The sequence below is a fragment of the Vagococcus lutrae genome, from assembly GCF_003987555.1.
Classification (GTDB): domain Bacteria; phylum Bacillota; class Bacilli; order Lactobacillales; family Vagococcaceae; genus Vagococcus_A; species Vagococcus_A lutrae.
Genome location: NZ_NGJW01000006.1, coordinates 35,247 through 61,815 on the forward strand (window position 1 = coordinate 35,247; position 26,569 = coordinate 61,815).

Consider the following 26,569-nt stretch of genomic DNA (forward strand, 5'->3'; position numbering starts at 1 on the left):
AAAATGACAGAAGTATTAGCTTTAAAAAATGTTAGTAAAGAGTTCGGGCAAGGTCATACGAAGGTAAAGGCCTTAGATGATATAAATATTACTGTTAATCGAGGCGAATTGGTAGGGGTGATTGGACCGTCAGGCTCAGGTAAAAGCACCTTTTTAACGGTTATGGCGGGTTTACAAGACCCTACTGAAGGGACTGTTTTAGTTGACGGAAAAGACATTTCTAAGTTGAGTAAAAAGGAACGTGTGGCAATGCGCTTTGACAAAATTGGTTTTATTTTACAAAGTTCCAATTTAGTCCCCTTTTTAACTGTTGCTCAACAATTTCAATTAATTGAAAAAGTCGATGCTCAAAAAAAAGATGAGGAGTACAAGCAAACGTTGTTATCAAAATTAGATATTGAAGATTTGAAAAATCAATATCCTAATGACTTATCTGGAGGAGAACGTCAACGAGTTGCGATTGCGACGGCGCTCTACCACCAACCAGATATTATCTTGGCAGACGAACCCACTGCTAGTTTGGATACAGACCGTGCGTATGAAGTGGTCGAACTACTAGCTCGTCAAGCGGAAAAACAAGAAAAAGGAATCTTGATGGTGACACATGATGAAAGGTTATTATCTTACTGTCATCGTGTTTTCCTTATCGAAGATGGTGCGTTAACAGAGGAAACAGATAAAAGAAAAACGCGTTAAAACCTGACGTAAATATGATATACTAACAGATAAGATAGTGTTTAAAGAAGGTGTGAAAATGAATTTAACGCCAAGGCAGGTTGCAGCGAAGAAAACCAAACAGTGTATTATCAAGACAGCGACGGATTTATTTATGACAAATGGTTATAAGCAAACGTCTACGCGAGAGATTGCAAATCGTTGCGGGATTACGCAACCTAATTTGTATCATCATTTTGCTAATAAACAGGTCATTTATTTAGCAGTCATTGAAAGTTTAACTGATCAAGTGAAAATAGGAATGCACGATATTTTGCAGCAACAAACGTCTGTTAAAAGTCGTTTAGTAGAGATGGTCGTCTTTTTAATTGAGGAACATCCTACTAATTTGTTTGGCATGTTGGATGATATGTCAAAAGAGGTAGATGAACAGTATCATTATCAACTTTATCAGTTATTTCAAACAACGTATCAAGAGCCATTTCGTAAGCTGTTAAGTGAATCAGATTGGGAACAACCGGCAGATATCACATTGAATGAAGCAGTCACGTTTATTTTGTATAATGTGAGTGCTTTGATGAGTATCGACCGACGTTATCATACAGAATCGACACGGGAACAAGTGGAAAAAATGGTAAATATGATGTTATTTGGCATTGTGAAGAAAAAATAAAAGACGTGCACGTTTTAGCGTGTACGTCTTTTTTGAAACTTAGCGCCCGGCTAAGGTCTGAATCGTCAGCCGGGGGAGCCTTGAGGTTTTTTAGAGCTGTTATAAAACATCGTTCCTAGACCGATAGCAAAACCAATGCCGACCGCCCAGCTTTCCATAGCAGCACCAAAAATAATCCCCAAAGCAATGCCGGCGCCTATATTTAGCCATTTTCTCATGAATAAGCACCTTCCTCTATCTTGATAGTATTAGATTATCATAAGGATTTTATTTATGCATTGAACATGCTTACATTGGATTTATGGATGAAAACACCTTGAAAGCCTATCGTTGTCAAACGTCTAGATTATCGGTATAATAGAAACAATAAATTCAGAAGGAAAGCACCGATTTGTCGTGCTTTTTTCTATCATGGAGGAGTGATAACATGCCTAAAGAAGAAGTGCTATCAGCAGAAGACGTGATTCGTTTAGTATCAGGATATATGGGAGAAGAGCATGTTGCCTTCGTGAGACGGGCATGTGCCTTTGCCGAAAAAGCACATGAAGGACAAGTACGCAAATCTGGTGAGATTTATTTTATGCATCCGATTCAAGTTGCAGGGATTTTAGCAGAATTGAGAATGGATCCTTATACCGTAGCAACAGGCTTTTTACATGATGTCGTAGAAGACACACCGGTAACAAAGGAAGATATTGCAGCTGAATTTGGTGAAACGGTTGCAATGTTAGTAGATGGTGTTACGAAGCTTGGGAAAATCAAATATAAATCACATGAAGAACAATTAGCGGAAAATCATCGTAAAATGCTTTTAGCTATGGCGCAAGACTTACGAGTGATTATGGTGAAATTAGCAGACCGCTTGCATAATATGCGCACGCTCAAGCATTTGCGCGCAGATAAACAAAGACGAATAGCTAAAGAAACATTGGAAATATATGCGCCTTTAGCACATCGTTTGGGGATTAGTCGGATAAAATGGGAGCTAGAAGATACCGCTCTCCGTTATTTAAATCCACAACAGTATTATCGCATTGTCCATTTAATGAACTCAAAGCGCGATGAACGAGAAGCCTATATTGATCGCACAGTGGAAGATATTCGTGTGGCGACGGAAGAGTTAGATATTTATGCTCAGATATATGGGCGTCCTAAACATATTTACTCTATTTATCGTAAAATGAAAGATCAGAAAAAAGAGTTTGAAGAGATTTATGATTTATTAGCCATTCGTGTTTTGGTTGATACCATTAAAGATTGTTACGCGGTATTGGGTGCGATTCATACTAAGTGGAAACCGATGCCCGGCCGTTTTAAAGACTACATTGCAATGCCTAAGACGAACATGTATCAGTCGCTTCATACGACTGTTATTGGCCCTAATGGCAATCCTGTGGAAGTTCAAATTAGAACGCACGAAATGCACGAGGTAGCTGAGTTCGGGGTGGCGGCACATTGGGCGTATAAAGAAGGGAAAACCGATGGCGTTGCAGAAACAGAAGAGTCTCGTCAGTTAAGCTGGTTTCATGACATTATTGAGTTGCAAGATGAAAGTCACGATGCATCCGACTTTATGGAAAGTGTGAAAGGCGATATTTTTAGTGACAAAGTCTATGTGTTTACGCCTAAAGGAGATGTGACAGAGTTACCGAAAGGTTCAGGCCCGTTAGATTTTGCTTATAACATTCATACAGAAATTGGGAATAAGACAACCGGCGCTAAAATTAATGGCAAAATGGTGCCGTTAGATTATAAATTGAAGAATGGCGATATCATTGAAGTGCTGACATCGGCTAATTCATTCGGTCCAAGTCGAGATTGGCTGCAACTTGTCGCAACGTCGCGTGCTCGAAATAAAATCAGACGTTTCTTCAAAGATCAAGACCGCGAGCTAAACATCGCAAAAGGTAAAGAGAGTCTGGAAAAACAACTTATTGCGATGGATTTTTCACCAAAAGAAATTATGAGTAAGGCGCGGATGACAGAGTTTTTATCAAAACAAAACTATCATAATGAAGAAGATCTCTATGCAGTCATTGGAAATGGCGAGATTACAGCGCAAACGATAGCGAATCGTTTAACAGAATCTGAGCGACGAGAGCGCGAAAAAATACGCAAACAGCAAGAAGCAGATGAATTGTTACAACAACCGATGAAAAAGGATTCAGAAAAGATTAAAGTACGCCATGAGGGTGGCATCGTCATCCAAGGAGTGGAGAACTTATTAATTCGCATTAGTCGATGTTGTAATCCTGTGCCGGGCGATGATATTGTCGGCTATATTACTAAAGGACGTGGCGTTTCGATTCATCGTCAAGACTGTCCAAATATTGTAAACAATGATGAAGCGTCTCAACGGTTAATCGAGGTAGAGTGGGAAGACACAGCTGCAAGTAGCGATCAAGAGTACAATGCCGATTTAGAAATCTATGGCTATAATCGTAGCGGTTTACTTAATGACGTCTTACTCGTTGTGAATGGGATGACAAAAAATCTTATCAGTGTGGAAGCACGTCCCGGTCGTAATAAGACGGCAACCATTCATTTAACGTTATCGATTCAAAATCTATCGCACTTGAAACAAATTGTCGATAAAATTAAAACAATACCAGATGTTTATAGTGTTCGTCGAACAAATGGCTAGAAAGGGGTTAGTGGATTTTGCGAATTGTATTACAACGGGTAACGTCAGCGAAAGTAACCGTTGATGAGGACGTAGTAGGGAAAATTAACCAAGGATTTCTACTCCTTGTAGGTGTTAAAAAAGGCGATACAAAAGCAGAAGCTGATTATTTGGCAAAAAAAGTAGCTAATATGCGTCTTTTTGAAGATGAAGCAGGTAAAATGAATTTAGCATTAGCAGCTGTTGAAGGAGAGATTCTTTCTATATCGCAGTTTACATTACTAGCGAATACAAAGAAAGGAAATCGTCCAAGCTTTGTGGAAGCGGAAGACCCAACAGATGCGAATCGTCTATATGAATACTTTAATGAACAACTTAGAGCATATGGCTTGAAAGTTGAAACGGGCCTTTTTGGTGCCGATATGGCAGTTGAAAGTGTTAATGATGGTCCTGTGACGATTATATTAGATACAGATAATAAATAAAAAGAAGCCTTTATCAAGAAGCTCAGATGTTTGAGCTTCTTGATAATTAAAGGCTTCTTTTTTATTTGAAGTACTCGAGTAAAGCATTTTGAACGGCTTTCGCAACAAGTTCTTGGTATTTTTTGGTTTTAAATTGAGCTAAGTCATTATCGTTATTCATATAACCTAATTCTAACAATAGTGCAGGTTGATTATTTTCACGTAATACTTGATAATCGCCAAATTCAACACCGCGACTGATGAGCGGTAAGTTTTTAGCGAGTTCATTTTCAACGGCATTCGCTAATGGTAGATTTTTTTCATCATAGTAGTAAGTTGTCGTGCCGCTTGCTTCGTTACTATCTTCGGTAGAATCGTAGTGGAAACTAATAAAGACGTCAGCATTTGCGCGATTGCTTTTTTCAGCGATTTCAGACAGTCCTAATAGTTCATCACCTTGATGAGTTAAGATGACATTGGCACCTAAGTCAAGTAGGGCCTTTTGTACGTATTTGGCTGTTGCAAGTGTGACATTTTTTTCGAAGATTTTTCCATCATTACTTTGTGCTCCAACGTCAGTCCCCCCATGACCAGGGTCTAAAACAATAGTGGTTTCGGCAATGGAAGAGTTGACTGAATCTTGTTTTTTGCTAGGTTTAGCTGTCGCTACTACCCAGTTAGCAACATATCCTGTTTGATTATTTTTCGTTTCCACTTGGTACCAATCATCTTCAATTGCCAACACTTTTAATGTTTCGCCGCGGTCAACAGTGCCAATAATATCACTTTCTATGGAAGGAGATTGTCGCAGTTTTGTTTCATTTTGTCGAGCATATAATTGTTTGATTTTTTCAGTTGCTGGTTCTTTATTAGAATTCGTCGCTAGCGTGATTAAATCAGAAAAAACCCAACCTTTTTTATCGCCAACGGTTACTTGTGACCAGCCATTTTGTTCCATTGTAATCGTTACTTCGGTCTTTTTCTTTAATTGAGCAATTTCTTTACTTTCTTGATCAGGAAATTCTCGTAATTTAGTTTTGTTAGTGTTAATAAATGCTGGAATATTTGTAGCAGGTGTCGCATCTTCTTTCTCAACGAGCCAACTCGCTACCCAACCAGATTTTCCTTTTTCTGTTTTAACATGTAGCCATTCACTGTCTTCTTCAAGAACTCTTAGTTTTTGTCCTTTTTTTACTTGTGCCGCAATATCGTACTCAACACCCGGACCTGTTCTGACGTTCATAGCGGTAGCCACGACGGTTACAGATTTACTCAGGCTAAGGGTGGCATATATTATACCGATTATTATAATTAAAGCGAGATGGAGTCCCCACCATTTTTTGATTGTTTGCTTTTTTGTCATTTCGCTTTCACCCATATTACTATCTTTTAATTTTTATGATTTTGTCTATTATACCAAAAAAGGAGTAGAATATATAGCTTATAATGGTAATCATTCTTATTTTACTCTAAATCCAGATGAGAAAGTCTTGACAAATTGCTTTATGTCTAGTAGTTTAGAATATAATATTAAAAATCGATGATAGAAAGAGTAACCCTGCGAAAAGGACTCAGAAACAGGTACCTTGGCTGAAAGTGCCTGACTTTAGCAGAAGTGAAAGACATTCTGGAGATGAGTAGTGAAAAGCTATTCCGCTTACGAGGCGTTAGTCGGTTGAGTGGAAAGAAAATAGAATTTCTTTCAATTATAGGTGGTACCACGTATCGAATTATACGTCCTTGTGTAAAAACAAGGACTTTTTTTGTGCTTTTAAAGATGAAGGAGGAACTTTTATTATGGCATATCAACGTCCAAGAGGAACAGCAGATATCTTACCAAGTGAGGTAGGACAGTGGCAATATTTAGAAGAAACTGCTCGTTTATTATTTTCGGATTATCAATTTAAAGAAATTCGCACGCCACTTTTTGAACATTATGAAGTGATTGCACGGAGTGTTGGAGATACAACGGATATCGTTTCAAAAGAGATGTATGATTTCTATGACAAGGGAGATCGTCATGTTACGTTAAGACCAGAAGGGACGGCACCAATTGTTCGTGCTTTCGTTGAAAATAAACTATATGGTCCAGAGCATGCTAAACCGTATAAAGTTTTTTATATTGGTCCAATGTTTCGCTATGAGCGTCCAAAGTCAGGGCGCTTACGTCAGTTTCATCAAATCGGCGTTGAAGCGTTGGGTAGTGATAACCCCGCAACGGATGTAGAGATTATGATGATGGCAATGGATTACTATCGCCAGATTGGTTTAACATCTATTCGCTTAGTGATTAATTCACTAGGAGATCGTGAAAGTCGTCAAAATTATCGCACAGGATTGTTAGATTATTTGCGACCGCACTATGATGCGTTAAGTGAAGACTCAAAAAATCGTTTTGAACACAACCCTCTTCGTATTTTGGATAGTAAAGATGAAGGGGATAAGAAAATTGTTGAAAACGCTCCGTCCATTTTAGACTATCTAACGGATGAAGCGCGTGAGTATTTTGAAACGGTGAAAGAAATGCTGGATTATTTAGGCGTTTCTTATGAAATCGACCACCGTATGGTTCGTGGTTTAGATTATTATAATCACACTATTTTTGAGATTATGAGCGATGCCAAAGTATTTGGTGAAACGACGACGATAGGCGCTGGTGGACGTTATAATGGCTTGGTTGAAGAACTTGGCGGTCCAGACGTTTCAGGTTTTGGTTTTGGTTTAGGAGTAGAACGAACATTGTTAGCTGTTGCATCAGAAGGACACGAATTGCCTGAGCCAAAAGGAGTAAATGTCTATGTTGTAGGGATTGGCTCAGAAACGAATCTGGAAGCATTGAAACTAGTACAAACGATTCGCGAGTTTGGCTTTTCAGCTGACCGAGATGTAATGGGACGTAGTCCTAAAGCTCAGTTTAAAGCAGCTAATCGTTCTAACGCTGAAATCGTATTAACAATAGGTGAAACAGAGTTAGCTCAAAAAGAAGTAAAACTAAAAGTAATGGCAACACGGGAAGAGATAACAGTTCCCTTAGCAGAGATTTATCAAGATTTTAGTCATGTTTACCGTCAAGCGGTAGGGATGAACGGAGGAGAGAAGTAAATGAAAAGAACGATGTATTGTGGTCAAGTGACAAGCGAAAATATCGGCGAAACAGTCGTATTAAAAGGATGGGTTCAAAAACGCCGTGATTTAGGTGGCTTGATTTTTATTGATTTACGTGACCGTGAAGGGGTCGTACAAGTGGTATTTAATCCTGAAACATCTCAAGAAGCGTGGAAGATTGCCGACCAATGTCGTTCTGAGTATATTATCACGATTAAAGGGCACGTTGTTGAACGAGAAGCATCATCTGTTAATAAAAAAATGAAAACAGGTCAGATTGAAGTAGTGGGAGAAGAAGTTACGATTTTAAGTAAAGCGAAGACTCCTCCTTTTACAATTGAAGAATCAGGACAGGTTAATACGGATACGCGTTTGAAATATCGCTATTTAGATTTGCGTCGTCAAAAAATGTTCCAAAACTTAAAAATGCGTCATCACGTGACACGTAGCATCCGTCACTATTTAGACGAAGAAGGCTTTTTAGATATTGAAACACCTTATTTAGATAAGTCAACCCCAGAAGGCGCTCGTGATTATTTAGTACCATCGCGCGTACATGAAGGGCATTTCTATGCTTTACCGCAGTCTCCTCAGCTAAGAAAACAGTTACTAATGTCAGCAGGGGTGGACCGTTATTACCAAGTGGCACGTTGTTTCCGTGATGAAGATTTGCGAGGAGACCGTCAGCCAGAATTTACTCAAATTGATATTGAAACAAGTTTCTTAACAGCTGAAGAAATTCAAGAGCATACGGAAGCATTGTTAGCCTATGTGATGAAAGAAGTGAAAGGACTAGAAATTCCACGTCCATTCCCACGCCTTGCCTATGACGATGCTATGGCACGTTATGGTAGCGATAAGCCGGATACGCGGTTTGGTATGGAGTTAATAGACTTGGCAGAAGTCGTCGCGGATATTGACTTTAAAGTCTTTAAAATGGCATTAGAGTCGGGTGGGCAAGTTAAGGCTATTGTGGCACCACAAGCGGCAGACAAATATTCTCGTAAAGATTTAGATAATATGGGCAAAGAACTTTCTCAATACGGAGCCAAAGGATTAGCTTGGGTGAAAGTAACAGAAGAAGGTCTTAACGGTCCTATCGCCAAATTCTTAACAGCGATTGAAGCTAACTTACTAGAAGCAACTGCTGCAAAAGAAGGAGATTTAATCTTATTCGTAGCTGACAGTGCGAAAGTCGTAGCCGCTTCTCTGGGTGCTTTACGCTTGAAGCTAGGAAAAGAGTTAGGCTTAATCAATCAAGAGGCTTATAACTTCCTATGGGTCGTTGACTGGCCGTTGTTAGAATATGATGAAGATGAGGCACGTTATGTAGCGGCACATCATCCTTTTACAATGCCAAAAGAGTCGGATATTCCATTATTAGAGACGAAACCTGAAGAAGTTTATGCGCAAGCATATGACGTAGTGCTTAATGGATATGAGCTTGGTGGTGGGTCATTACGTATTTATCAACGCGACTTACAAGAAAAATTATTAGAAGTCGTTGGCTTTACGAAAGAATCGGCTCAAGCCCAGTTTGGTTTCTTACTCGATGCGCTAGAGTATGGATTCCCGCCACATGGTGGTATTGCGTTAGGTTTAGACCGCTTAGTCATGTTATTAGCAGGCGAGGATAATATTCGTGAAGTTATTGCCTTTCCGAAAAACGGACGTGCTATGGATCCACTTAACAGTTCACCAAGTGAAGTCTCAACAGCACAATTACAAGAATTATCGCTTTCGGTTGAAAAAGAAGAGGAATCTCCAGAGACAAACTAAAAAAATGTTTAATAAAGGACTAACAAGTAGAGTTAGTCCTTTATTTGTTAGCTGTTTCGTCTTATAATGAAGACGAGTATGAAACTAAAATATGAGGGGCGAAAACCAATAAATCAATGAAAACACGTCTAGTGAAAGTGTCGGAAAATGAGTATGCAACCAAACTGAGTGCAGCAGTCATCTATGCCATGATGGCGTCTGTCGCGTTAAATGTTTTTTGGCGACCGGGAAATATCTATGCGAGTGGGATTACAGGATTAGTGCAAGTTGTCACCACGTTGATTGAAAGAGGGATTGGGGTGACCCCCACATTCTCTGTTCTCTATTATGCGTTTAATATTCCTTTGCTTGTTTTAGCTTGGTTTAAAATCAGTCGAAAATTCACGTTATTTACCTTATTAACTGTCACCTTAACGTCTATTGCAATAGCGATTGTGCCAGTCACAGCACTCACAACTGACCCGATGATTTGTGCGTTGTTTGGTGGTGCGGTCAATGGATTTGGGATTGGTTTTGCGTTAAAAAACGGTATTTCCTCAGGTGGATTAGATATTATTAGCTTGACGATTCGGAAAATGACGGGCAAAACAGTAGGATCGGTTGCGATTGTTTTTAATGGTAGTATTGCGTTAGCAGCAGGTTTTCTATTTGGATGGCCTTTCGCGTTTTACAGTGTTTTGTCATTTTTTATTAGTGGGAAAGTAATGGACTCTGTTTATACGAAGCAACAAAAAATGCAAGTGACCATCATTACGGAAGATCCCGATAGTGTAATTGAATCTGTTCAAGAAAAATTGCGTCGAGGTATTACGATTATTCATGATGCCGAAGGGGCGTACAGTCGTCGCAATCAAACCGTCCTTTTTACAGTGATTACACGTTATGAAATGCATATTTTTGAAGAGGCTATGCGTGAGGCTGACCCACATGCGTTTGTGAGTTTGTCGGAAAACGTCCATATTTTAGGTAATTTTTACGATCCGGGAATGTAATTAGTATATTTTCATAAGATAGAATAGAACTGTGTTATACTAGTTAAAAGTATAAAATAAGGGAGCGATTATGTATGGCAATTGATTGGAAACAAGAAGTAGCAAAACGTGAAGACGATTTAATGAAAGACTTAATGGATTTATTACGCGTCCCGAGTGTTCGAGAAGATGATAAAGCCACTGAAGATGCCCCTTTTGGTCCAGGACCTAAAGCCGCATTGCTTAAGTTTTTAGAGATTGGTGAGCGTGATGGTTTTGTTACAAAAAATGTAGAAAACGTCGCAGGACATTTAGAATTTGGAGAAGGCGATGAAACACTAGGTATTTTTGGACACGTTGATGTGGTTCCAGTAGGTACCGGTTGGGATACAGATCCCTTTGAACCAGTGATTAAAGACGGTCGCTTATATGCGCGCGGTTCAAGTGATGATAAAGGGCCAAGTGTTGCCGCTTATTATGCATTAAAAATGATTAAAGAATTAGAACTACCTACTTCAAAACGCGTTCGTTTTATTATTGGAACAGATGAAGAAAGTAGTTGGAAATGTATGGAGCGTTATCTTGAAGTGGAAGAAACGCCTGATTTTGGGTTTGCACCGGATGCAGAATTTCCAATTATTAACGGAGAAAAAGGAAATGCTACAATTGTTTTATCTTTAGATGCGACTAATGGTGATAGCTATCAATTAAAACAATTCCAAGCAGGTTTAAGAGCGAACATGGTACCAGAGTCTGGAAATGCGGTCGTTGTTTTACCAGAAGATGCGGATGTAGATGCACTACAAAAAGCGTATGATGCATACTTAGAGCAAGAAAAAGTAACAGGAACAGTCGAAGTCAATGGTCGGGAAGCCACATTTTTCCTAAAAGGTAAATCAGCACATGGTGCGAGTCCAGCTTCTGGTGTGAATGGCGCGACTTACTTAGCTGCTTTCTTATCATCTTATGACTTTAAAGAGGGAGCAAAACGCTACCTAGATATGATTGCAAACTTCGTTCATCAAGATACTGAAGGTAAAAAACTTGGTATGGCTATTGTAGATGATGTGATGGGTGCTTTAACGATGAACGCTGGTCTATTCTCTTTTGAAGAAGGGAAAGAAGCAAGTGTCACACTTAATATGCGTTATCCAAAAGGTACGACAGAAGAAAAACTTGTCGCTAATATTGAAAAAAGCTTAGCAGATAGTGCGGTTCAGGTTAATTTACAACCTGGCGGTAAAGGACCACACTATGTACCAGAAGATGATGAACTTGTGAAGACGTTATTAGAAGTTTACGAAGAACATACAGGTCTAGAAGGTAAAGGACAAGTTATCGGTGGTGGAACGTTTGGACGTTTATTAGAACGTGGTGTGGCTTATGGCGCTATGTTCCCAGACAGTATCGATACAATGCACCAAGCGAATGAATTTATGGCAGTAAAAGATATTATCAATGCCACAGCGATTTATGCTGATGCGATTTATCGTTTGATTAAATAAGAAACAATACGTCTAAAAGAGATGGGAAACCATCTCTTTTTTTGACGAAAAATAAGCATTGCATTTTAAAAAGTTATAAGGTAACGTTATAAAGGATATAGAAAGGAGTGAAGAAAATGTGGTTTATACCTGCATTGGTTACTGTTTTAGCATGGGGAACAGCTGATTTGTTTTATAAGAAAGGTAATGATCCTTCAGAATCATTTAGCGCCTTTCGAACGGTTATCATGGTCGGTGTCGTGATGGGAGCACACGCTATTTTATATATGATGTTTTATAAACAAGTATCGTTTGAATGGTTTAACCTTATTAAGTATTTACCAGTTTCAACCATGTATATTTTATCGATGGCGATTGGCTATGTTGGCTTACGTTATATTGAACTATCGATTTCATCTCCCATTAGTAATTCATCCGGAGCAGTATCGGCGTTGCTATCATTTTTATTATTAGGAAGCTCGATGAGATGGGTACAATTTGTAGCGGTAGGCATGATTTCAATTGGTATTTTCTTACTGTCATATTTTGAAAAGAAAGAAGCAGACCGTGAATTAGCGGCTTCTGGCGAAAAAGTAGATAAAAAATATCAGACGAGTACTTTGGCGATTATTTATCCGATATTATATTGTTTAATTGATGGTTTAGGAACATTTTTAGACGGCTATTATTTAGAAACGAAAAAAATTATGTCTGAAGATCAAGCGTTAATCAGTTATGAAATGACCTTTTTCATAGTAGGAATGATCGCCCTTGTTTATTTACTTTTAGTAAAAGGACAACGTTTTTCTTTTTCTGGTGAAAAAAATCGTTTCTTTGCAGCCAGCTTTGAAACGCTCGGTCAATTTTTCTATGTGGGAGCGATTGCGAGTAACGCAATAGTGGTGGCGCCAATGATTTCATCTTATAGCATTGTGTCGGTTATTTTGTCGCGCATCTTTTTGAAAGAAAAATTAACGACTAAGCAGTATGCGGTTATTGCGATGATTATGGTGGCCATTGCGATACTTGGTTTTTATGATGGATAGGAGTGCTTAGGCACTCTTTTTTTGTCTCTTCAGATTCTTTTCTTGCTTTTTGTTATAATAGATATAGGTGATGAAAATGGAAAAGAAAAAACAAGCGTATCAATGGTTAGATGAAGCAAACGCTCCTGTTTTTTTAACAGGGGCAGGGGTATCTGTTCCTTCTGGGATACCTGATTATCGTTCAATGGATGGTGTTTATGCTGGCTATGAACGACCAGAATATTTGTTAAGTCACACGTGCTTGCAACAAGAACCGGATAAGTTTTACGAGTTTGTAAAGCAATTATATCATCCGGAAGCAAAACCTAATGTTATACATCGTGCTTTAAAAAAGTGGAGTGATGAAAAAGAAACAGCCACGATTATTACGCAAAACATTGATCAGTTACATCAAAAAGCAGGTAGTCAAAATGTATTGAATTTTCATGGAAATTTATATCAGATTTATTGTCAAAAGTGTCGAGAATCGGTGACGGCTGCTGCTTACTTAAAGAGTGATTGTCACGAAGGGTGCGGAGGTCGTTTGCGACCGAATGTTGTGTTATACGAGGAAGGACTGCATGAGCCAACGATTCAACAAGCTTTTTCAGCCATGATTCAAACGGATTTAGTAATGATTATTGGGACTAGCTTTCAAGTTTATCCGTTTAGAAGCTTGATAGATTATGTTCCTGCTCAGACACGGATTGTCGTGATAAATCGAGAACCGATACAGCTAGCACAGGAGCATCTTTATATCGCAGGAGATGCGAGTGATTTTTTAAAAATGACAGAGTTATAAGGAAGTGACACACTATGTTAAGAGAGCAACGAGAACGAATTGACCAGTTAGACCAACAAATTGTCGCGCTATTAGAAGAGCGTTTTGCTGTTTCACTTGAAGTGGGGGCGATTAAAGCGCAACATCAACTACCCGTGTTGGACGCAGAGCGTGAGCAAAAAATTATTCATCGTTTACGTGACAAAGTAACGAACCCTATTTTTGAAGAAGCCATTATACAGGTCTATCAAACATTAATGGATGCGTCTAAGACGTTGCAAACGCAACATCATGAAATAAAAGAGTGAAAGAAGGCGAGTAAATGAGTCAAATGATACCAAATGATTGGTTAGTTTTAGCGGATCATACCCATTTAGAAACCCCACGCTTATACTTACGTCCTGTTTCTTTAAATGATGCTTCCGCCATGTATCACTATGCATCTGACCCAGAAGTAACGGCCTTTGTTTTTGAACCGCATGATTCACTAGCCAATACCCGTCGTGATATTGCTCAGTTTTTTTTGAAAGAGCCTCTTGGAAAATATGGGATTGAGAAAAAAGATACTCGACAATTTATTGGAACTATTGATATTCGAATAGACCGTGTGAATCGCAAGGCAGAACTAGGTTATGTGCTAGCTAAAGAAGAATGGGGTCAGGGAATTGTGCCAGAAGCGGCGACACGACTCTTAGCCTTGGCTTTTGAAGAACTTGCCTTAGAAATGGTATTTGCTTTTCATGATGCACGCAATCCACAGTCAGGGCGTGTGATGGAAAAGATTGGAATGGTAAAACAAGGAACGATTGAAAATCACCGTCTGTTTCGAGGACGCCCAGTTACTGACCACTATTACGTGATGACGAAAACACGCTATCAAAAATTAATAATAGAGAAGGGTTAAAATATGACACTATTAAGTTTTAATCAAACAAGTTTTACGACAATGACGATACCGGGTCTAGATGAGAGAATGGCGAGTATTCGTGAACATATTCAACCAGTCTTTCAGTGGTACGGCAATCAAGCGGTAGACGTATTAACTGAAGAGCTTCAAGAACCAATGTATCTACATATTGCACAACATCGACGTCGGACGGCTAATGCCCCAGATTTTACTTGGTCGGCTATAAGTCACAGTAAAAGAGGGTATAAACGTTATCCGCATTTTACACTGGGAATTACCGCCACGCATATTGTGATATGGTTATCGTTGATAGACAATCCTGATGAAGAAGTTGAGATTGGCAAAACTCTGTTAAAAAATAGCGACTTATTTGATGATTATCTTGAAAAGTACCAGTTGAATTTAGACCATACGAAAAATGATTATGCGACACTAACGCGTGATAATTTAGAAAAAGGTCTTACACGATTTTGCCAAGTTAAAAAAGGCGAGTTTCAAATAGGTAGAGTATTAACAGCAGATGATGTAAGAACGCAGACATCAGAAGAAGTAGGACAGGTAATCATTGAAACCTATCAATCGTTACTTCCTATTTATCATTTAGCATGTAAAGTCCAACAAGAAAAAGGAGTGACTAAATAGTGGATGTAAAGAAGTGGTGCGAAGCGCTAGAGTTAATCCCCCATCCAGAAGGTGGCTTTTACCGTCAGACGGAAAAACATTCTCAGCAAATAGAGGCGAATGGCAGGTCTAGGGCCTTGTATACGAGTATCTATTTTTTGCTGACTGAGGAGTCGCCTTCGCATTTTCATCGTTTAAAATCGGATGAAATCTGGTATTTTCATCATGGAGAAAGCTTAAAAGTCCACTGTTTACACCCAGATGGTAGTTATGAAGCTATTCATTTAGGGTTGGATATAGCGGCGGGTGAAAGACTGCACGCGGTTGTGCCAGCAGGTACGATTTTTGCGTCAAGTGTTCCGAAAGATGCAGCGCTAGTGAGTTGCTTAGTCGCACCGGGGTTTGATTTTGCTGATTTTGAATTATTCACTCAAGCAGAATTATTAGCGGATTATCCAGCGTACGAAGAGATCATTTTAAACTATGCGTATGAAGAAATACCAAGAAATTAAAAAACAGATAGCTTCCTAAAGGTAGCTATCTGTTTTTCACTTTTACTCTGACATAGGACTATGTAAATACGCTCTAACTAAGCGTTCGGTCGCTTCGATAGAGGTTATATGAGTCCGTTCGTAAGCGTGACTGGCATCAATTCCTGCACCGACAAGCGCGTGTCTGACATCTGCGCCAGCTCTCATTGCCGCCGAAGCATCGCTACCGTAAAAAGGATAGATGTCCAGTTGATACGGGATTGTTTCATTTTCGCAAAGTTGAACAAGATGTTGTCTTAGTCCTAAATGATAAGGACCGCTAGCATCTTTGACACAGATGGAAGCAGAGTACTCATCCGTTTGTTGGTCATCGCCCATAGCTCCCATGTCGACCGCTAAATATTCCACAACGTTTTCATCAATGTTTGAGTTACCCCCGTAACCAATTTCTTCATTATTTGAAAAGAAAAAGTGTGTCGTATAAGGAAGGGATGTTTTCGTTTTTGCCAATTCGACTAAAATTTGTAATAAAATGGCGACACTGACTTTATCATCTAAATGACGTGACTTAATGAACCCTGTTTCAGTTATCACTGTTCGAGGATTAAAACTAATAAAATCTCCGACTTGAATACCAAGTGCTTTAGTTTCATCGGCATTCGTGACTTTTTCGTCTAGACGAATTTCCATATTCGTTTGATTACGCTCCGCTGTTCCTGCATCAGCATAGACATGGACGCTTGTTTGATGCATTAAAATTGTTCCTGTTATTTCTTTACCACTTTGTGTGTGGATAGTGCAATATTCCCCTTCAATCGCGTTATATTTAAAGCCGCCGATTAAATCTAATTTAATACGGCCGTCAGGTTTAATTTGACGCACCATAGCCCCTAGGGTATCGACGTGAGCGGTCACAAAGCGCGCTTGATTCGTGTCTTGACCTGGCACAGTGACAATGAGACTACCTTTTCGATTAAACGTTGGTTGATAGCCATGCGGGGTGAGAAAGTCACGGAGCCAAGCCATAATAGTTTGGGTGTTACCTGTTGGGGAAGGGATATTGGTCAGTTGAGAGACCAGTTGAATAGTTGAGTCTGTCATGAATAAAACCTCCTATGGTTAAATATTATCTCTTTAACGATAACAGAAGACGCTAAGTTTTAAAAGCGTTCTAACAACTGTAAGTGTTCTTTTTTCGGTTGTTAAGGGAAACGAAAAGGATTGCATTCAATGAAAATAAGCATTACAATGAAATGGACTATATGCAGAAGAAAGTTGGTTTAAAATATGAACAAACCGCAGAATTCGGTGGCCGAAACCAAGACTTTAAACTCTCAGGAGAAAATGGTGAGAGGGTCAATTTGGATGACTATCGGTAGTTTCGTTTCTCGTTTGCTAGGCGCTGCTTATATTATTCCATGGTATATTTGGATGGGAGAGCATGCGAAAGTCGCAAACAATTTATTTACTAAAGGGTACAATATTTATGCGTTATTTTTAATGATTTCAACGGCAGGGATTCCGGCAGCGATTGCAAAACAAATCTCACATTACAACTCTTTAAATGAATATCAAATTAGTAAGCGGCTGTTTAAACGCGCACTAACGATGATGGCGATTTTTGGGGTCGTCTGTGCCAGTGTGATGTATTTCGGAGCCCCTATTTTGGCGGGAGGAAATGAAAAATTAATTCCTACCATGCGTTCACTCAGTATTGCGATTTTAATCTTTCCAGTTATGAGTACATTGAGAGGCTTTTTCCAAGGGAATCATGACATGATGCCGTCTGCTTTATCTCAAATTGTCGAACAAATTGCGCGTGTCATTTATATGTTGGTCGCGACGTATACGATTATGCAAGTGATGAAAGGCGACTATGTTAAAGCAGTGACACATAGTACGTTTGCCGCTTTTATCGGTGCTTTGGCTGCGCTCGGGTTATTAAGTTGGTTTTATTTTAGATATAACAAGACGTTCAAAACATTGGAAGCTCAAAGTGCTAATCAAGTAGAGGTGCCACAAAATGAACTGATGCTGAATATTATTAAAGAAGCGATTCCGTTTATTATTATAGGCTCGGCTATTACTTTCTTTAAAATATTTGACCAGTACACGTTTGAACCAATTTTAAAATCGTTAACGAACTTTTCAGATATGCAAGTAGGCGAGTTATTCACGTTGTTCAGTGCCAACCCGGACAAGCTGACGATGATTACCATTTCGTTGGCGACGTCGATTGCTGTCACAAGTCTACCTTTGGTAACAGAGGCCTTTACGGTGAAAGACCGTGTGGGATTAGCAAAGCTGGTAAGTGATAATATTCAATTATTTTTCTTTGTGATGTTGCCTTCAACGTTTGGGATGATTGTGTTATCTTATCCGTTAAACACCATGTTTTATGAAGCAGATGCACTGGGAACGTCGCTTTTAGTTGAAGCTGCTTTGGTAGGGATAGTCCTTGGTTTTTATATTATTACCTCAACGACGCTTCAAGGATTATACGGTAATCAAATTGCTATTCGTATATTAGGTGTCGGATTTTTAATCAAAGTGTTATTACAGTATCCAGCTATCTGGTTATTTGAATCGTACGGACCGTTATTAGCGACCGGGATTGCCTTTTTAATCGCAGCATTGTTAAATGTGAGAGAAATCTATCATTTAACTCAATTTGATAGAGGATTAACTGCACGTCGAACGTTATTAATCTTTATTATAACGTTAGTCATGACGTTGGTTGCTTGGTTGACACGACAAGGTTTATATTTGTTGCTATCACCGACACGTAAGTTCCAAGCGTTTTTAATTATTCTTTTAGTTGCGGTTATAGGAATAGCTCTTTATGGCTACATCACGTTAAAGATTCGTTTAGCAGATAAATTATTAGGCCCTAAAGTGGCAAAATTAAGAACACGATTTCATATTAATTAAAAGATTGAAGAAAGTTACTCTTAGTGGGGTAGCTTTTTTTCATAGAAAGTGAGCGTTATATGCGATTAGATAAATTATTAAGTGAAGTAGGATATGGTAGTCGAAAAGAAGTAAAACAACTATTGAAAAAAAGCCATGTTACAGTGGATGGGGTACGTCAGCGAGATGGAAAATACCAAGTAAATCCTGACGAACAAGTAATATGTGTTGAAGGTGAGCAACTATTTTATGAAGCAGATGTCTATCTTTTGCTACATAAACCAATGGGGGTTATTTCGGCGACAGAAGATCCACGGCATCGTACGGTACTTGACTTGTTACCTGCTGATTATCAAAAAAGAGGGATTTTTCCAGTAGGACGTTTAGATAAAGACACGACGGGTTTATTGTTATTAACGAATAATGGTGATTTAGCTCACGCATTACTGTCTCCGAAAAAGAAAGTGCCAAAAACGTATTGGGCAAAAATAGCAGGAGTGGTAACAGAAGCCGATGTCACTTTATTTAAACAAGGGATGACTATTTCTGGTAACGAGTCAGTCGCGCCAGCACACTTAGTTATTGAAGAAGTGGATGAACAGGAACAAACGTCGGAAATTCGTTTAACGATTACTGAAGGGAAGTTTCATCAAGTAAAGCGGATGTTTGAAGCAGTTGATAAAAAAGTATTGCTCCTTCATCGGGAAACGATGGGGCCTTTAAAACTAACCGAAGATTTGACGGTTGGGACGTTTCGTGCTTTAACAACTGCCGAAAAACAAGCATTAGCCATTATATAAATAGAAGTAGTCTCTTTTTTTAATGAGACTGCTTTTTTTAAGCATAAAAGTTGAATACATACCCCGTACGGTATAATATGATTTTATCTTGAAAAAACAAAGGGAGGAACTTTATGTTTTTATTTAACCGTGGCCCATCGATTTCAGCAAAGGAATTGGAAGGGAAATTATCAGAAAGACCAACTATTGTCGATATTCGTCAGAAAGATGCGTTCCGTATGGGGCATATACCTGGTGCGCAACATATGACATTAGATAAATTACACCGTATGAAAGTGAAAGAAGGAGAACCTGTTTACGTCGTATGTTATTCAGGTATGAATAGTAAACAAGGTGTTCAAGTATTAGAGAGTCGTGGTATTAAGGCTTACAGCGTTAAAGGCGGCATGAATGGATGGACAGGACCTGTTAAAGGAGGAAATGTATAGATGAAAGTGATTATTGTAGGTGGCGTTGCTGGTGGGATGTCAGCAGCTACTCGTTTAAGACGTTTAAATGAACAAGCAGAAATTATCGTAGTGGAAAAAGGCCCGCATGTCTCTTTTGCAAACTGTGGCTTACCGTATCATGTTTCAGGAGAGATAGCTGACCGTGAGTCGCTGTTGCTCCATACTCCCGATAGTTTAAAAGCTCGTTTTAATCTTGATGTACGTGTCTCTAGCGAAGTGACGGAAATCAACCCTGATAATAAAAAAGTCGCAATTAAAAAAGGTGAGGAAACTTACTGGGAAACTTATGACTCACTTATTTTATCTCCAGGAGCACGTCCATTTATTCCTCCGATTGAAGGATTGGCAGAGGCGAAAAATGTCTTCAGTTTGAGAAATGTTCCTGATTTAGATAAAATCATGACTTACGTTAAAGAAACACAACCGAAAAAAGCTTTAGTGATTGGGGCTGGATTCATTGGTTTAGAGATGGTTGAAAACTTAGCCGAAACTGGTATGGAAGTGACGTTAGTCGAAAAAGCTCCTCACGTCTTACCGCCTTTAGATGAAGAAATGGCAGCATTTGTCCAAAAAGAACTAGTGGAAAATGATATTCGCGTGATTTTAGGACAATCAGCAGTTGGCTTTGAAAACGAAGGTAAAACTGTTCGTCTAGAAGATGGTAGTTTACTAGAAACAGATTTAGTGATTATGTCTGTCGGAGTTTTACCAGAAAATGGTTTAGCTGAATCAGCTGGAATTGAATTAGGAATGCGTGGCGGTATTTTAGTAGACGAGCATTATCAAACAAACGTTTCTGACATTTACGCGGTTGGGGATGCGATTATTGTTAAGCAACAAATTACAGGAGAAGATGCGATGATTTCACTGGCCTCTCCTGCTAACCGTCAAGGTCGCCAAGTGGCAGATATTATTTCAGGTGTAAAACGTAAAAATAAAGGCAGCATTGGAACAGCGATTGTTCGTGTCTTTAATATGAGTGCGGCTTCGACTGGTTTAAGTGAGCGTCAGGCTAAAATGGCTGGTTTAAACTATGCAGTTGCTCATACACGTGGAGCTGACCATGCTAGTTACTATCCAGGTTCTACGCCAGTGACTTTAAAATTAGTCTTTAATCCAGAAACCGGTCAAATTTACGGTGCACAAGGTGTCGGAATTAAAGGGGTAGATAAGCGTATTGATGTATTAGCTACAACGATTAAAGGCGGTTTAACTGTGGAAGATTTACCAGAGTTAGAATTGACCTATGCGCCACCATTTGGCGTTGCTAAAGACCCTGTCAATATGATTGGCTATGTGGCGTTAAACGTCATCGAAGGATTGACGACGTTAGTGCAATGGCATGAAGTAGAAGAAAAATTAGCACAAGGGGCTAAAATACTCGACGTACGTGTGCCAGATGAATTTACAGCGGGAGAATTTAAAGAAGCGGTTCACATTCCATTACCGCAATTACGTGAGCGTTTATCAGAATTAGATAAAGGCACACATTATATGATTGCTTGTGCGAGTGGTCAGCGTAGCTACATGGCTGAACGTGTATTAGTGCAGGAAGGTTATGATGTTAGCAATATGTCTGGTTCGTTTGCTATTTACAGTGTAGTAAAACCTGATATGATTAAATAAAGCAGGTGATAAAAATGCAATGCGATCAACGAATTATGAATCGTATGCGACGGGCTGAAGGACAAATGCGTGGTATTCAAAAAATGATGCTTGAAGAAAAAGAGTGTTACGATATCATGATGCAACTTTCAGCCGTTCGGTCGGGTATCGATAATATTATGGGAATTATGGCAGCAGAAAATATCAAAGACTGCTATGAAAATCCTTTAGAAGATGAACAGGCACAAGCCGAGCGACTTGCGCAAGCCGTCCAAATGATTCAAAAATTATAAGGGAAAATCAAACTTAAGAGAAATCTTAAGTTTGATTTTTTTCTTTCTCTGATTAGTTTACAAGGCGGAATGAATCTTATAGACTTAAGAAATAGGGAAGGGGAGTAAAAGAGATATGAAACGAAAACGAGGATTTGAAGTTATCCGTGATTATCAAGGAAAAGTAAACTTACCGAAACGAGCAACAAAAGGGGCAGCAGGTTATGATTTTGAGGCAGCAGAAGAAGTCATTATACCAAGTGTTTGGAAAGGCCAACTTGTTGAAATAGCTAAGTTAATTTGGCAAGGAAAAGGTGAAGGGAAAGAGGCTGAATGGCAAGCTATGTTAAAGCCCGTTCTGGTTCCAACCGGTATTAAAGCCTATATGCAAGAAGATGAATATTTACAATTAGCTAACCGCTCTAGTAATCCTTTGAAAAACTTTATAGTATTACCGAACGGCGTGGGAATTATTGATGCAGATTATTATAACAATGAAAAAAATGAAGGACATATTATGTTCCAATTTTTAAATTTTGGCTTAACAGATAAAGTGATAAAAAAAGGCGACCGAATCGGCCAAGGTATCTTTTTACCTTTTTTAAAAGCAGATGATGACCAAGCAGATGGAAAACGAACGGGTGGTTTTGGTTCTTCTGGCCAGCGCTAAGACTTCATCAAAGTTTCATGAAATGATTATGGGTTGTCTACACAAAAGTCACGTGTCTTATGTTAAAATATAGGAATAAACGTGCATAGAAATGAGGAGAAATCGTGGCGAAAAAGCAACGTACACAATTTGAATGTCAAGCATGCGGTTACATTTCTCCTAAATATTTAGGTAGATGCCCTAACTGCGGTGCTTGGAATGAAATGATGGAAGTGAAGATACAAGAAGAACCTGACCGTCATAGTCGCGTCAGCCTAGCTGGCAAGCGAACAACGGCTAAGCGATTAACAGAAGTGGCGATGGAAAAAGAACCCCGTGTAAAAACACAAATGGACGAGCTTAATCGTGTGTTGGGTGGTGGCGTTGTTCCCGGGTCACTTGTTTTAATTGGTGGAGACCCAGGGATTGGGAAATCTACGTTATTACTACAAGTTTCGCAACAGCTTAATCAAGCTGATGGCGTGGTTTTATACGTGTCTGGCGAAGAAAGTGCTGAGCAGATAAAAATGCGTGCGGAGCGTTTAGGGATTAAAGGCGATGATTTTTATATTTATCCAGAAACAGATATGTCTCAGATACGTCAAACTATCGAAGACTTACAACCAGACTATGTCATCATTGATTCCATCCAGACGATGATGCAACCGGAGATAGCCAGTGCATCAGGTAGTGTGAGCCAAGTCCGAGAAACGACTGCTGAGTTGATGCAAATCGCTAAAACTAATCATATTGCTATTTTTATCGTAGGCCATGTGACAAAGGAAGGCGCCTTAGCAGGTCCTAGAATGTTAGAACATATGGTAGATACGGTGTTGTATTTTGAAGGGGATCGTCATCATACCTTTCGAATTTTGCGAGCGGTAAAAAACCGTTTTGGATCAACAAATGAGATTGGCATATTTGAGATGGTGGAGTCAGGCTTACAGGAAGTCTTAAATCCTTCTGAAGTCTTCTTAGAAGAGCGATTAGACGGTGCGACTGGCTCGGCGATTGTGGTGTCGATGGAAGGCAGTCGTCCGATTTTAGCAGAAGTGCAAGCTCTTGTATCTCCTACTTTATTTGGAAACGCAAAGCGGACAGCGACTGGGTTAGATTATAACCGGGTGTCACTGATTATGGCAGTGTTAGAAAAACGAGCCGGTCTTTTGTTGCAAAATCAAGATGCGTATTTAAAAGCTGCTGGTGGTGTTAAGCTAGATGAACCGGCGATTGACTTAGCCATTGCGATGAGTATCGCTTCGAGCTACAAAGATACGGGAACTAGTGCTACCGAGTGTTTTATTGGCGAAATTGGTTTGACCGGTGAAGTGCGACGGGTGAATCGGATTGATCAACGCATTAGAGAAGCTCAAAAGTTAGGCTTTAAAAAAGTGTACGTACCAAAAAACAATTTACATGGATATACACCGCCAGCTGATATTGAAGTGGTTGGAATTGCCACCTTATCAGAAGCGTTAAGAAAAGTTTTTCCTTAATTTGAAAGGAGGTAGAAAATGTTAAAGAAAGTCTATAATTTACTTTTTGTCATAGCAGGCGTTAGTTTAGGTGTGACCATGCTACCTGCGGCGTGGGCTCTGATTGATTTAGAGTTAAATAAAACCATTAATAATCCTTTTACCAATGGTGTGATTGGGGCGTTAATATTTTTAGTCTTAGCCTTAGTTACTAGTCCCTCATTTTTCAAAGCCTTACGCAAATTAGAGGAAGCGATTAGTAAAAAAAGCTCACAATACTTGTTGTTTGGCGCTATTGGGACGATTATTGGTTTATTATTAGGGGTGCTCGGGTCATTCCCTCTTTATAGTATCGATATACCTTTTATCAGTAACGTGTTACCTGCATTTATTTTAGTTATTTTAGGATTCTTAGGATTCAATATCGGAACGAGCAAGATGGATGAGTGGCGTAAAATGCTTAGTCCTAAAAATCGTCGTAATCAAGAGGATGTCCTGGAGAGAAAAGCCGATGAGGCGTTTCGTCGTTATAAAATATTAGATACAAGCGTTATTATTGATGGTCGTATCTATGATATTGCGAAAACAGGCTTTATCGAAGGCACATTGCTTATCCCTAACTTCGTTTTATACGAACTTCAGTTTATCGCGGATTCGGGTGATAGCTTGAAGCGCGTACGTGGACGTCGTGGTTTAGATATTTTAAATGCTTTACAAAAAGAAGAAAGCGTCGATGTTGAAATGTACGATGGTGATTTTGAAGATATTACCGAAGTCGATAGTAAACTCATTCGCTTGGCAAAACTACTGGATGGCGTGTTAGTGACAAATGATTACAACCTTAATAAAGTGTCTGAATTTCAAAATGTTCCCGTTCTGAATATTAACGCACTTGCCAATGCAGTGAAGCCGGTTGTGATTCCGGGTGAGCATATGCGAGTCTTAGTCGTTAAGGATGGGACGGAGCGTCAACAAGGGGTTGCCTATCTCGATGATGGTACGATGATTGTCGTAGAGGACGGCCAACACTATATGAACAAAGAAATCGAAGTAGTCGTGACAAGCGCCTTGCAAACAGCAGCTGGTCGCATGATTTTTGCAAAACCAGCGCATGCGCAAAAGGGTATTAATCAAACGAATAAAGAAAATCACTCGGAAAAGAAAAAATAACAGTCATATGAAGGAATCTTCCTTTACTAAATCTGAAAATACTTGTAAACTTTAGACGTAAGCTGTTCATTACAGCATGGAGGAGAGAAATAACAATGTCAAACAAAGTACGCGTGCGTTATGCACCAAGTCCAACGGGACATTTACACATCGGGAATGCCCGTACCGCATTATTTAACTATTTATATGCGAAACATCACGATGGGGAATTTATCATTCGTATTGAAGACACAGATTTAAAACGTAATATTGAAGGTGGCGAACAAAGCCAGCTAGAAAACTTACAGTGGTTAAATATTGATTGGGTCGAGTCCCCGCAAAAACCAGGAAAATATGGTCCTTATCGTCAATCAGAACGTAAAGACATCTACTTACCGCTTATCGAACAGTTATTAATGAGTAACTTAGCGTATAAATGTTACTGTACTGAAGAAGAGTTAGAAGAAGCACGTGCTGCACAAGAGGCGCGTGGAGAAATGCCTCGTTATGCGGGTACATGTGCCAATCTAACGGCAGAACAACAAGCAAAATATGAAGCAGAAGGTCGCGATTACGTGATTCGTTTCCGCGCACCACGTAATAAATCTTATAGTTTTGAAGATTTAGTAAAAGGAACAATCACATTTGAATCGGATAGTGTTGGTGGCGATTTTGTTATCTTAAAACGTGACGGAATGCCAACATATAACTTTGCCGTTGTCGTGGATGACCATTTAATGGAAATCTCACATGTTTTACGTGGAGATGACCACATTGCGAATACACCAAAACAATTAATGATTTATGAAGCATTTGGTTGGACACCCCCAACATTTGGACATATGACGTTAATCATTAATAGTGAAACAGGTAAAAAATTAAGTAAACGTGATGAAACGATTCTTCAATTTATTGAACAGTATCGTGAATTAGGATATTTGCCAGAAGCGATGTTTAACTTTATCGCATTACTTGGTTGGTCTCCAGTAGGTGAAGAAGAAATCTTTAGTCAAGAAGACTTAATCCGTATGTTTGATGCTGATCGCTTAAGCAAATCACCCGCAGCGTTTGATGCGAAAAAACTTGAGTGGATTAACAATCAATACATGAAAAAAATGCCATTAGCTGACTTAGTCGAGATGTGTCATCCGTTCTTCGTTAAAGAAGGTTTACTATCAGAAAACTTGTCTGCTGACGAGCAAGCATGGTTAGAAAAATTAGTTGCGTTATATCAACCACAAATGAGCTATGCCGCAGAGATTATTGATTTAAGTCAAATGTTCTTTGATGAGCATCCTACACGTGACGCAGCTTCACAAGAAGTTTTAGCAGGCGAAACAGTTCCGACTGTGTTAAAAGCCTTCCGTGAACAAATGTTAGCGTTAGAAGAATTTGATGTGCCGTCAATCAAACAAGCGATTAAAGCTGTCCAAAAAGAAACAGGTGTTAAAGGGAAAAATCTCTTTATGCCAATTCGTGTAGCAGTTTCAGGACAAATGCACGGACCTGAATTAGGCGATACTATTTTACTTTTAGGAAAAGATAAAACAATCCAACATTTAGATGAAGCAATGAATGCTTAAAACACGTATGATAAAGAAGAAGTACTCGATGTATCTTTTTTAGAGAGTCTGTGGTTGGTGCAAACAGATAAAGATATC

At 39.2% G+C, this 26,569-nt stretch carries 26 protein-coding genes and 2 other annotated features (1 of these 28 running past the window's edge); of the genes, 23 read left to right on the forward strand and 3 right to left on the reverse strand.

The genetic code is table 11. The annotated features are described in order from the left end of the window. The first annotated feature begins 3 nt into the window (after positions 1-3). Complete coding sequence (locus CBF33_RS05455; protein ID WP_126762314.1) at positions 4-696, forward strand: ABC transporter ATP-binding protein; 693 nt, start codon at positions 4-6, stop codon at positions 694-696. Positions 697-754: 58 nt separating this feature from the next. Then, entirely contained in the window at positions 755-1,348 is a 594-nt protein-coding gene (locus tag CBF33_RS05460) for a TetR/AcrR family transcriptional regulator (RefSeq protein ID WP_126762316.1), read from the forward strand. 65 nt (positions 1,349-1,413) lie between these two features. On the opposite strand, the gene CBF33_RS09555 is transcribed toward CBF33_RS05460, so the two are convergent. Continuing rightward, the gene (locus CBF33_RS09555) at positions 1,414-1,566 is read right to left on the reverse strand and encodes a hypothetical protein (RefSeq protein WP_170167755.1); all 153 of its coding nucleotides are present in this window, start codon (positions 1,564-1,566) and stop codon (positions 1,414-1,416) included. Positions 1,567-1,775: 209 nt separating this feature from the next. Here CBF33_RS09555 and CBF33_RS05465 point away from each other — a divergent pair, with 209 nt between their 5' ends. Further along, on the forward strand, positions 1,776-3,992 hold the full coding sequence (locus CBF33_RS05465) for a RelA/SpoT family protein (protein WP_126762318.1): 2,217 nt from the start codon (positions 1,776-1,778) through the stop codon (positions 3,990-3,992). A 17-nt stretch (positions 3,993-4,009) separates the two neighbouring features. After that, complete coding sequence (dtd, locus tag CBF33_RS05470; protein WP_126762320.1) at positions 4,010-4,456, forward strand: D-aminoacyl-tRNA deacylase; 447 nt, start codon at positions 4,010-4,012, stop codon at positions 4,454-4,456. 61 nt (positions 4,457-4,517) lie between these two features. On the opposite strand, the gene CBF33_RS05475 is transcribed toward dtd, so the two are convergent. Continuing rightward, complete coding sequence (locus CBF33_RS05475; protein ID WP_170167756.1) at positions 4,518-5,798, reverse strand: N-acetylmuramoyl-L-alanine amidase family protein; 1,281 nt, start codon at positions 5,796-5,798, stop codon at positions 4,518-4,520. 168 nt (positions 5,799-5,966) lie between these two features. Beyond that, positions 5,967-6,180 (forward strand) — a binding site (T-box leader). Between the two features lie 52 nt (positions 6,181-6,232). Between CBF33_RS05475 and hisS the strand changes: the two genes are divergently transcribed. From hisS to CBF33_RS05525, 10 genes are all read left to right on the forward strand, one after another. Further along, positions 6,233-7,537 (forward strand): histidine--tRNA ligase, encoded by a 1,305-nt coding sequence (gene hisS, locus CBF33_RS05480; protein ID WP_126762324.1) that lies wholly within the window; start codon positions 6,233-6,235, stop codon positions 7,535-7,537. Beyond that, positions 7,538-9,319, forward strand: a complete 1,782-nt coding sequence (gene aspS, locus CBF33_RS05485) for an aspartate--tRNA ligase (RefSeq protein WP_126762326.1) — start codon at positions 7,538-7,540, stop codon at positions 9,317-9,319. Between the two features lie 116 nt (positions 9,320-9,435). Continuing rightward, complete coding sequence (locus CBF33_RS05490; RefSeq protein WP_023607049.1) at positions 9,436-10,311, forward strand: YitT family protein; 876 nt, start codon at positions 9,436-9,438, stop codon at positions 10,309-10,311. Between the two features lie 74 nt (positions 10,312-10,385). Further along, positions 10,386-11,795 carry a dipeptidase PepV gene (gene pepV, locus CBF33_RS05495; RefSeq protein ID WP_126762328.1) on the forward strand — a complete coding sequence of 470 codons (1,410 nt, stop codon included), beginning with the start codon at positions 10,386-10,388 and terminating at the stop codon, positions 11,793-11,795. A gap of 116 nt (positions 11,796-11,911) precedes the next feature. Further along, entirely contained in the window at positions 11,912-12,820 is a 909-nt protein-coding gene (locus CBF33_RS05500) for an EamA family transporter (protein WP_126762330.1), read from the forward strand. A 70-nt stretch (positions 12,821-12,890) separates the two neighbouring features. After that, on the forward strand, positions 12,891-13,601 hold the full coding sequence (locus tag CBF33_RS05505; RefSeq protein ID WP_425330197.1) for an NAD-dependent protein deacylase: 711 nt from the start codon (positions 12,891-12,893) through the stop codon (positions 13,599-13,601). Between the two features lie 14 nt (positions 13,602-13,615). Further along, positions 13,616-13,888 (forward strand): chorismate mutase, encoded by a 273-nt coding sequence (locus CBF33_RS05510; RefSeq protein ID WP_023607053.1) that lies wholly within the window; start codon positions 13,616-13,618, stop codon positions 13,886-13,888. 23 nt (positions 13,889-13,911) lie between these two features. Further along, positions 13,912-14,484 carry a GNAT family N-acetyltransferase gene (locus tag CBF33_RS05515; RefSeq protein WP_211329529.1) on the forward strand — a complete coding sequence of 191 codons (573 nt, stop codon included), beginning with the start codon at positions 13,912-13,914 and terminating at the stop codon, positions 14,482-14,484. Between the two features lie 3 nt (positions 14,485-14,487). After that, on the forward strand, positions 14,488-15,129 hold the full coding sequence (locus tag CBF33_RS05520; RefSeq protein ID WP_126762337.1) for a DUF1054 family protein: 642 nt from the start codon (positions 14,488-14,490) through the stop codon (positions 15,127-15,129). Next, positions 15,129-15,620, forward strand: a complete 492-nt coding sequence (locus CBF33_RS05525; protein ID WP_244919691.1) for a cupin domain-containing protein — start codon at positions 15,129-15,131, stop codon at positions 15,618-15,620. Before CBF33_RS05520 ends, CBF33_RS05525 begins: the two co-directional genes overlap by 1 nt. A 42-nt stretch (positions 15,621-15,662) precedes the next feature. Here CBF33_RS05525 and CBF33_RS05530 read toward each other — a convergent pair whose 3' ends face one another. Beyond that, complete coding sequence (locus CBF33_RS05530; RefSeq protein WP_126762341.1) at positions 15,663-16,700, reverse strand: M42 family metallopeptidase; 1,038 nt, start codon at positions 16,698-16,700, stop codon at positions 15,663-15,665. Positions 16,701-16,886: 186 nt separating this feature from the next. Here CBF33_RS05530 and CBF33_RS05535 point away from each other — a divergent pair, with 186 nt between their 5' ends. The 9 genes from CBF33_RS05535 (at position 16,887) to gltX (ending at position 26,491) form a co-directional block, all read left to right on the forward strand. Then, positions 16,887-18,530 (forward strand): putative polysaccharide biosynthesis protein, encoded by a 1,644-nt coding sequence (locus CBF33_RS05535; protein WP_126762343.1) that lies wholly within the window; start codon positions 16,887-16,889, stop codon positions 18,528-18,530. 59 nt (positions 18,531-18,589) lie between these two features. Continuing rightward, complete coding sequence (locus tag CBF33_RS05540; protein ID WP_126762346.1) at positions 18,590-19,309, forward strand: pseudouridine synthase; 720 nt, start codon at positions 18,590-18,592, stop codon at positions 19,307-19,309. Between the two features lie 113 nt (positions 19,310-19,422). Continuing rightward, positions 19,423-19,737 carry a rhodanese-like domain-containing protein gene (locus tag CBF33_RS05545; protein ID WP_023607060.1) on the forward strand — a complete coding sequence of 105 codons (315 nt, stop codon included), beginning with the start codon at positions 19,423-19,425 and terminating at the stop codon, positions 19,735-19,737. After that, positions 19,738-21,384 (forward strand): FAD-dependent oxidoreductase, encoded by a 1,647-nt coding sequence (locus CBF33_RS05550; RefSeq protein WP_126762348.1) that lies wholly within the window; start codon positions 19,738-19,740, stop codon positions 21,382-21,384. A 14-nt stretch (positions 21,385-21,398) separates the two neighbouring features. Continuing rightward, complete coding sequence (locus tag CBF33_RS05555) at positions 21,399-21,656, forward strand: metal-sensing transcriptional repressor (RefSeq protein WP_126762350.1); 258 nt, start codon at positions 21,399-21,401, stop codon at positions 21,654-21,656. 115 nt (positions 21,657-21,771) lie between these two features. Continuing rightward, entirely contained in the window at positions 21,772-22,305 is a 534-nt protein-coding gene (locus CBF33_RS05560; RefSeq protein WP_126762352.1) for a dCTP deaminase/dUTPase family protein, read from the forward strand. A 104-nt stretch (positions 22,306-22,409) separates the two neighbouring features. Next, complete coding sequence (gene radA, locus CBF33_RS05565; RefSeq protein WP_126762355.1) at positions 22,410-23,780, forward strand: DNA repair protein RadA; 1,371 nt, start codon at positions 22,410-22,412, stop codon at positions 23,778-23,780. Between the two features lie 18 nt (positions 23,781-23,798). After that, the gene (locus CBF33_RS05570) at positions 23,799-24,929 is read left to right on the forward strand and encodes a PIN/TRAM domain-containing protein (protein ID WP_126762357.1); all 1,131 of its coding nucleotides are present in this window, start codon (positions 23,799-23,801) and stop codon (positions 24,927-24,929) included. Positions 24,930-25,024: 95 nt separating this feature from the next. Next, entirely contained in the window at positions 25,025-26,491 is a 1,467-nt protein-coding gene (gltX, locus tag CBF33_RS05575) for a glutamate--tRNA ligase (RefSeq protein ID WP_126762359.1), read from the forward strand. Further along, positions 26,489-26,569, forward strand: a binding site (T-box leader) (it continues 128 nt past the right edge of the window). It overlaps the preceding gene by 3 nt.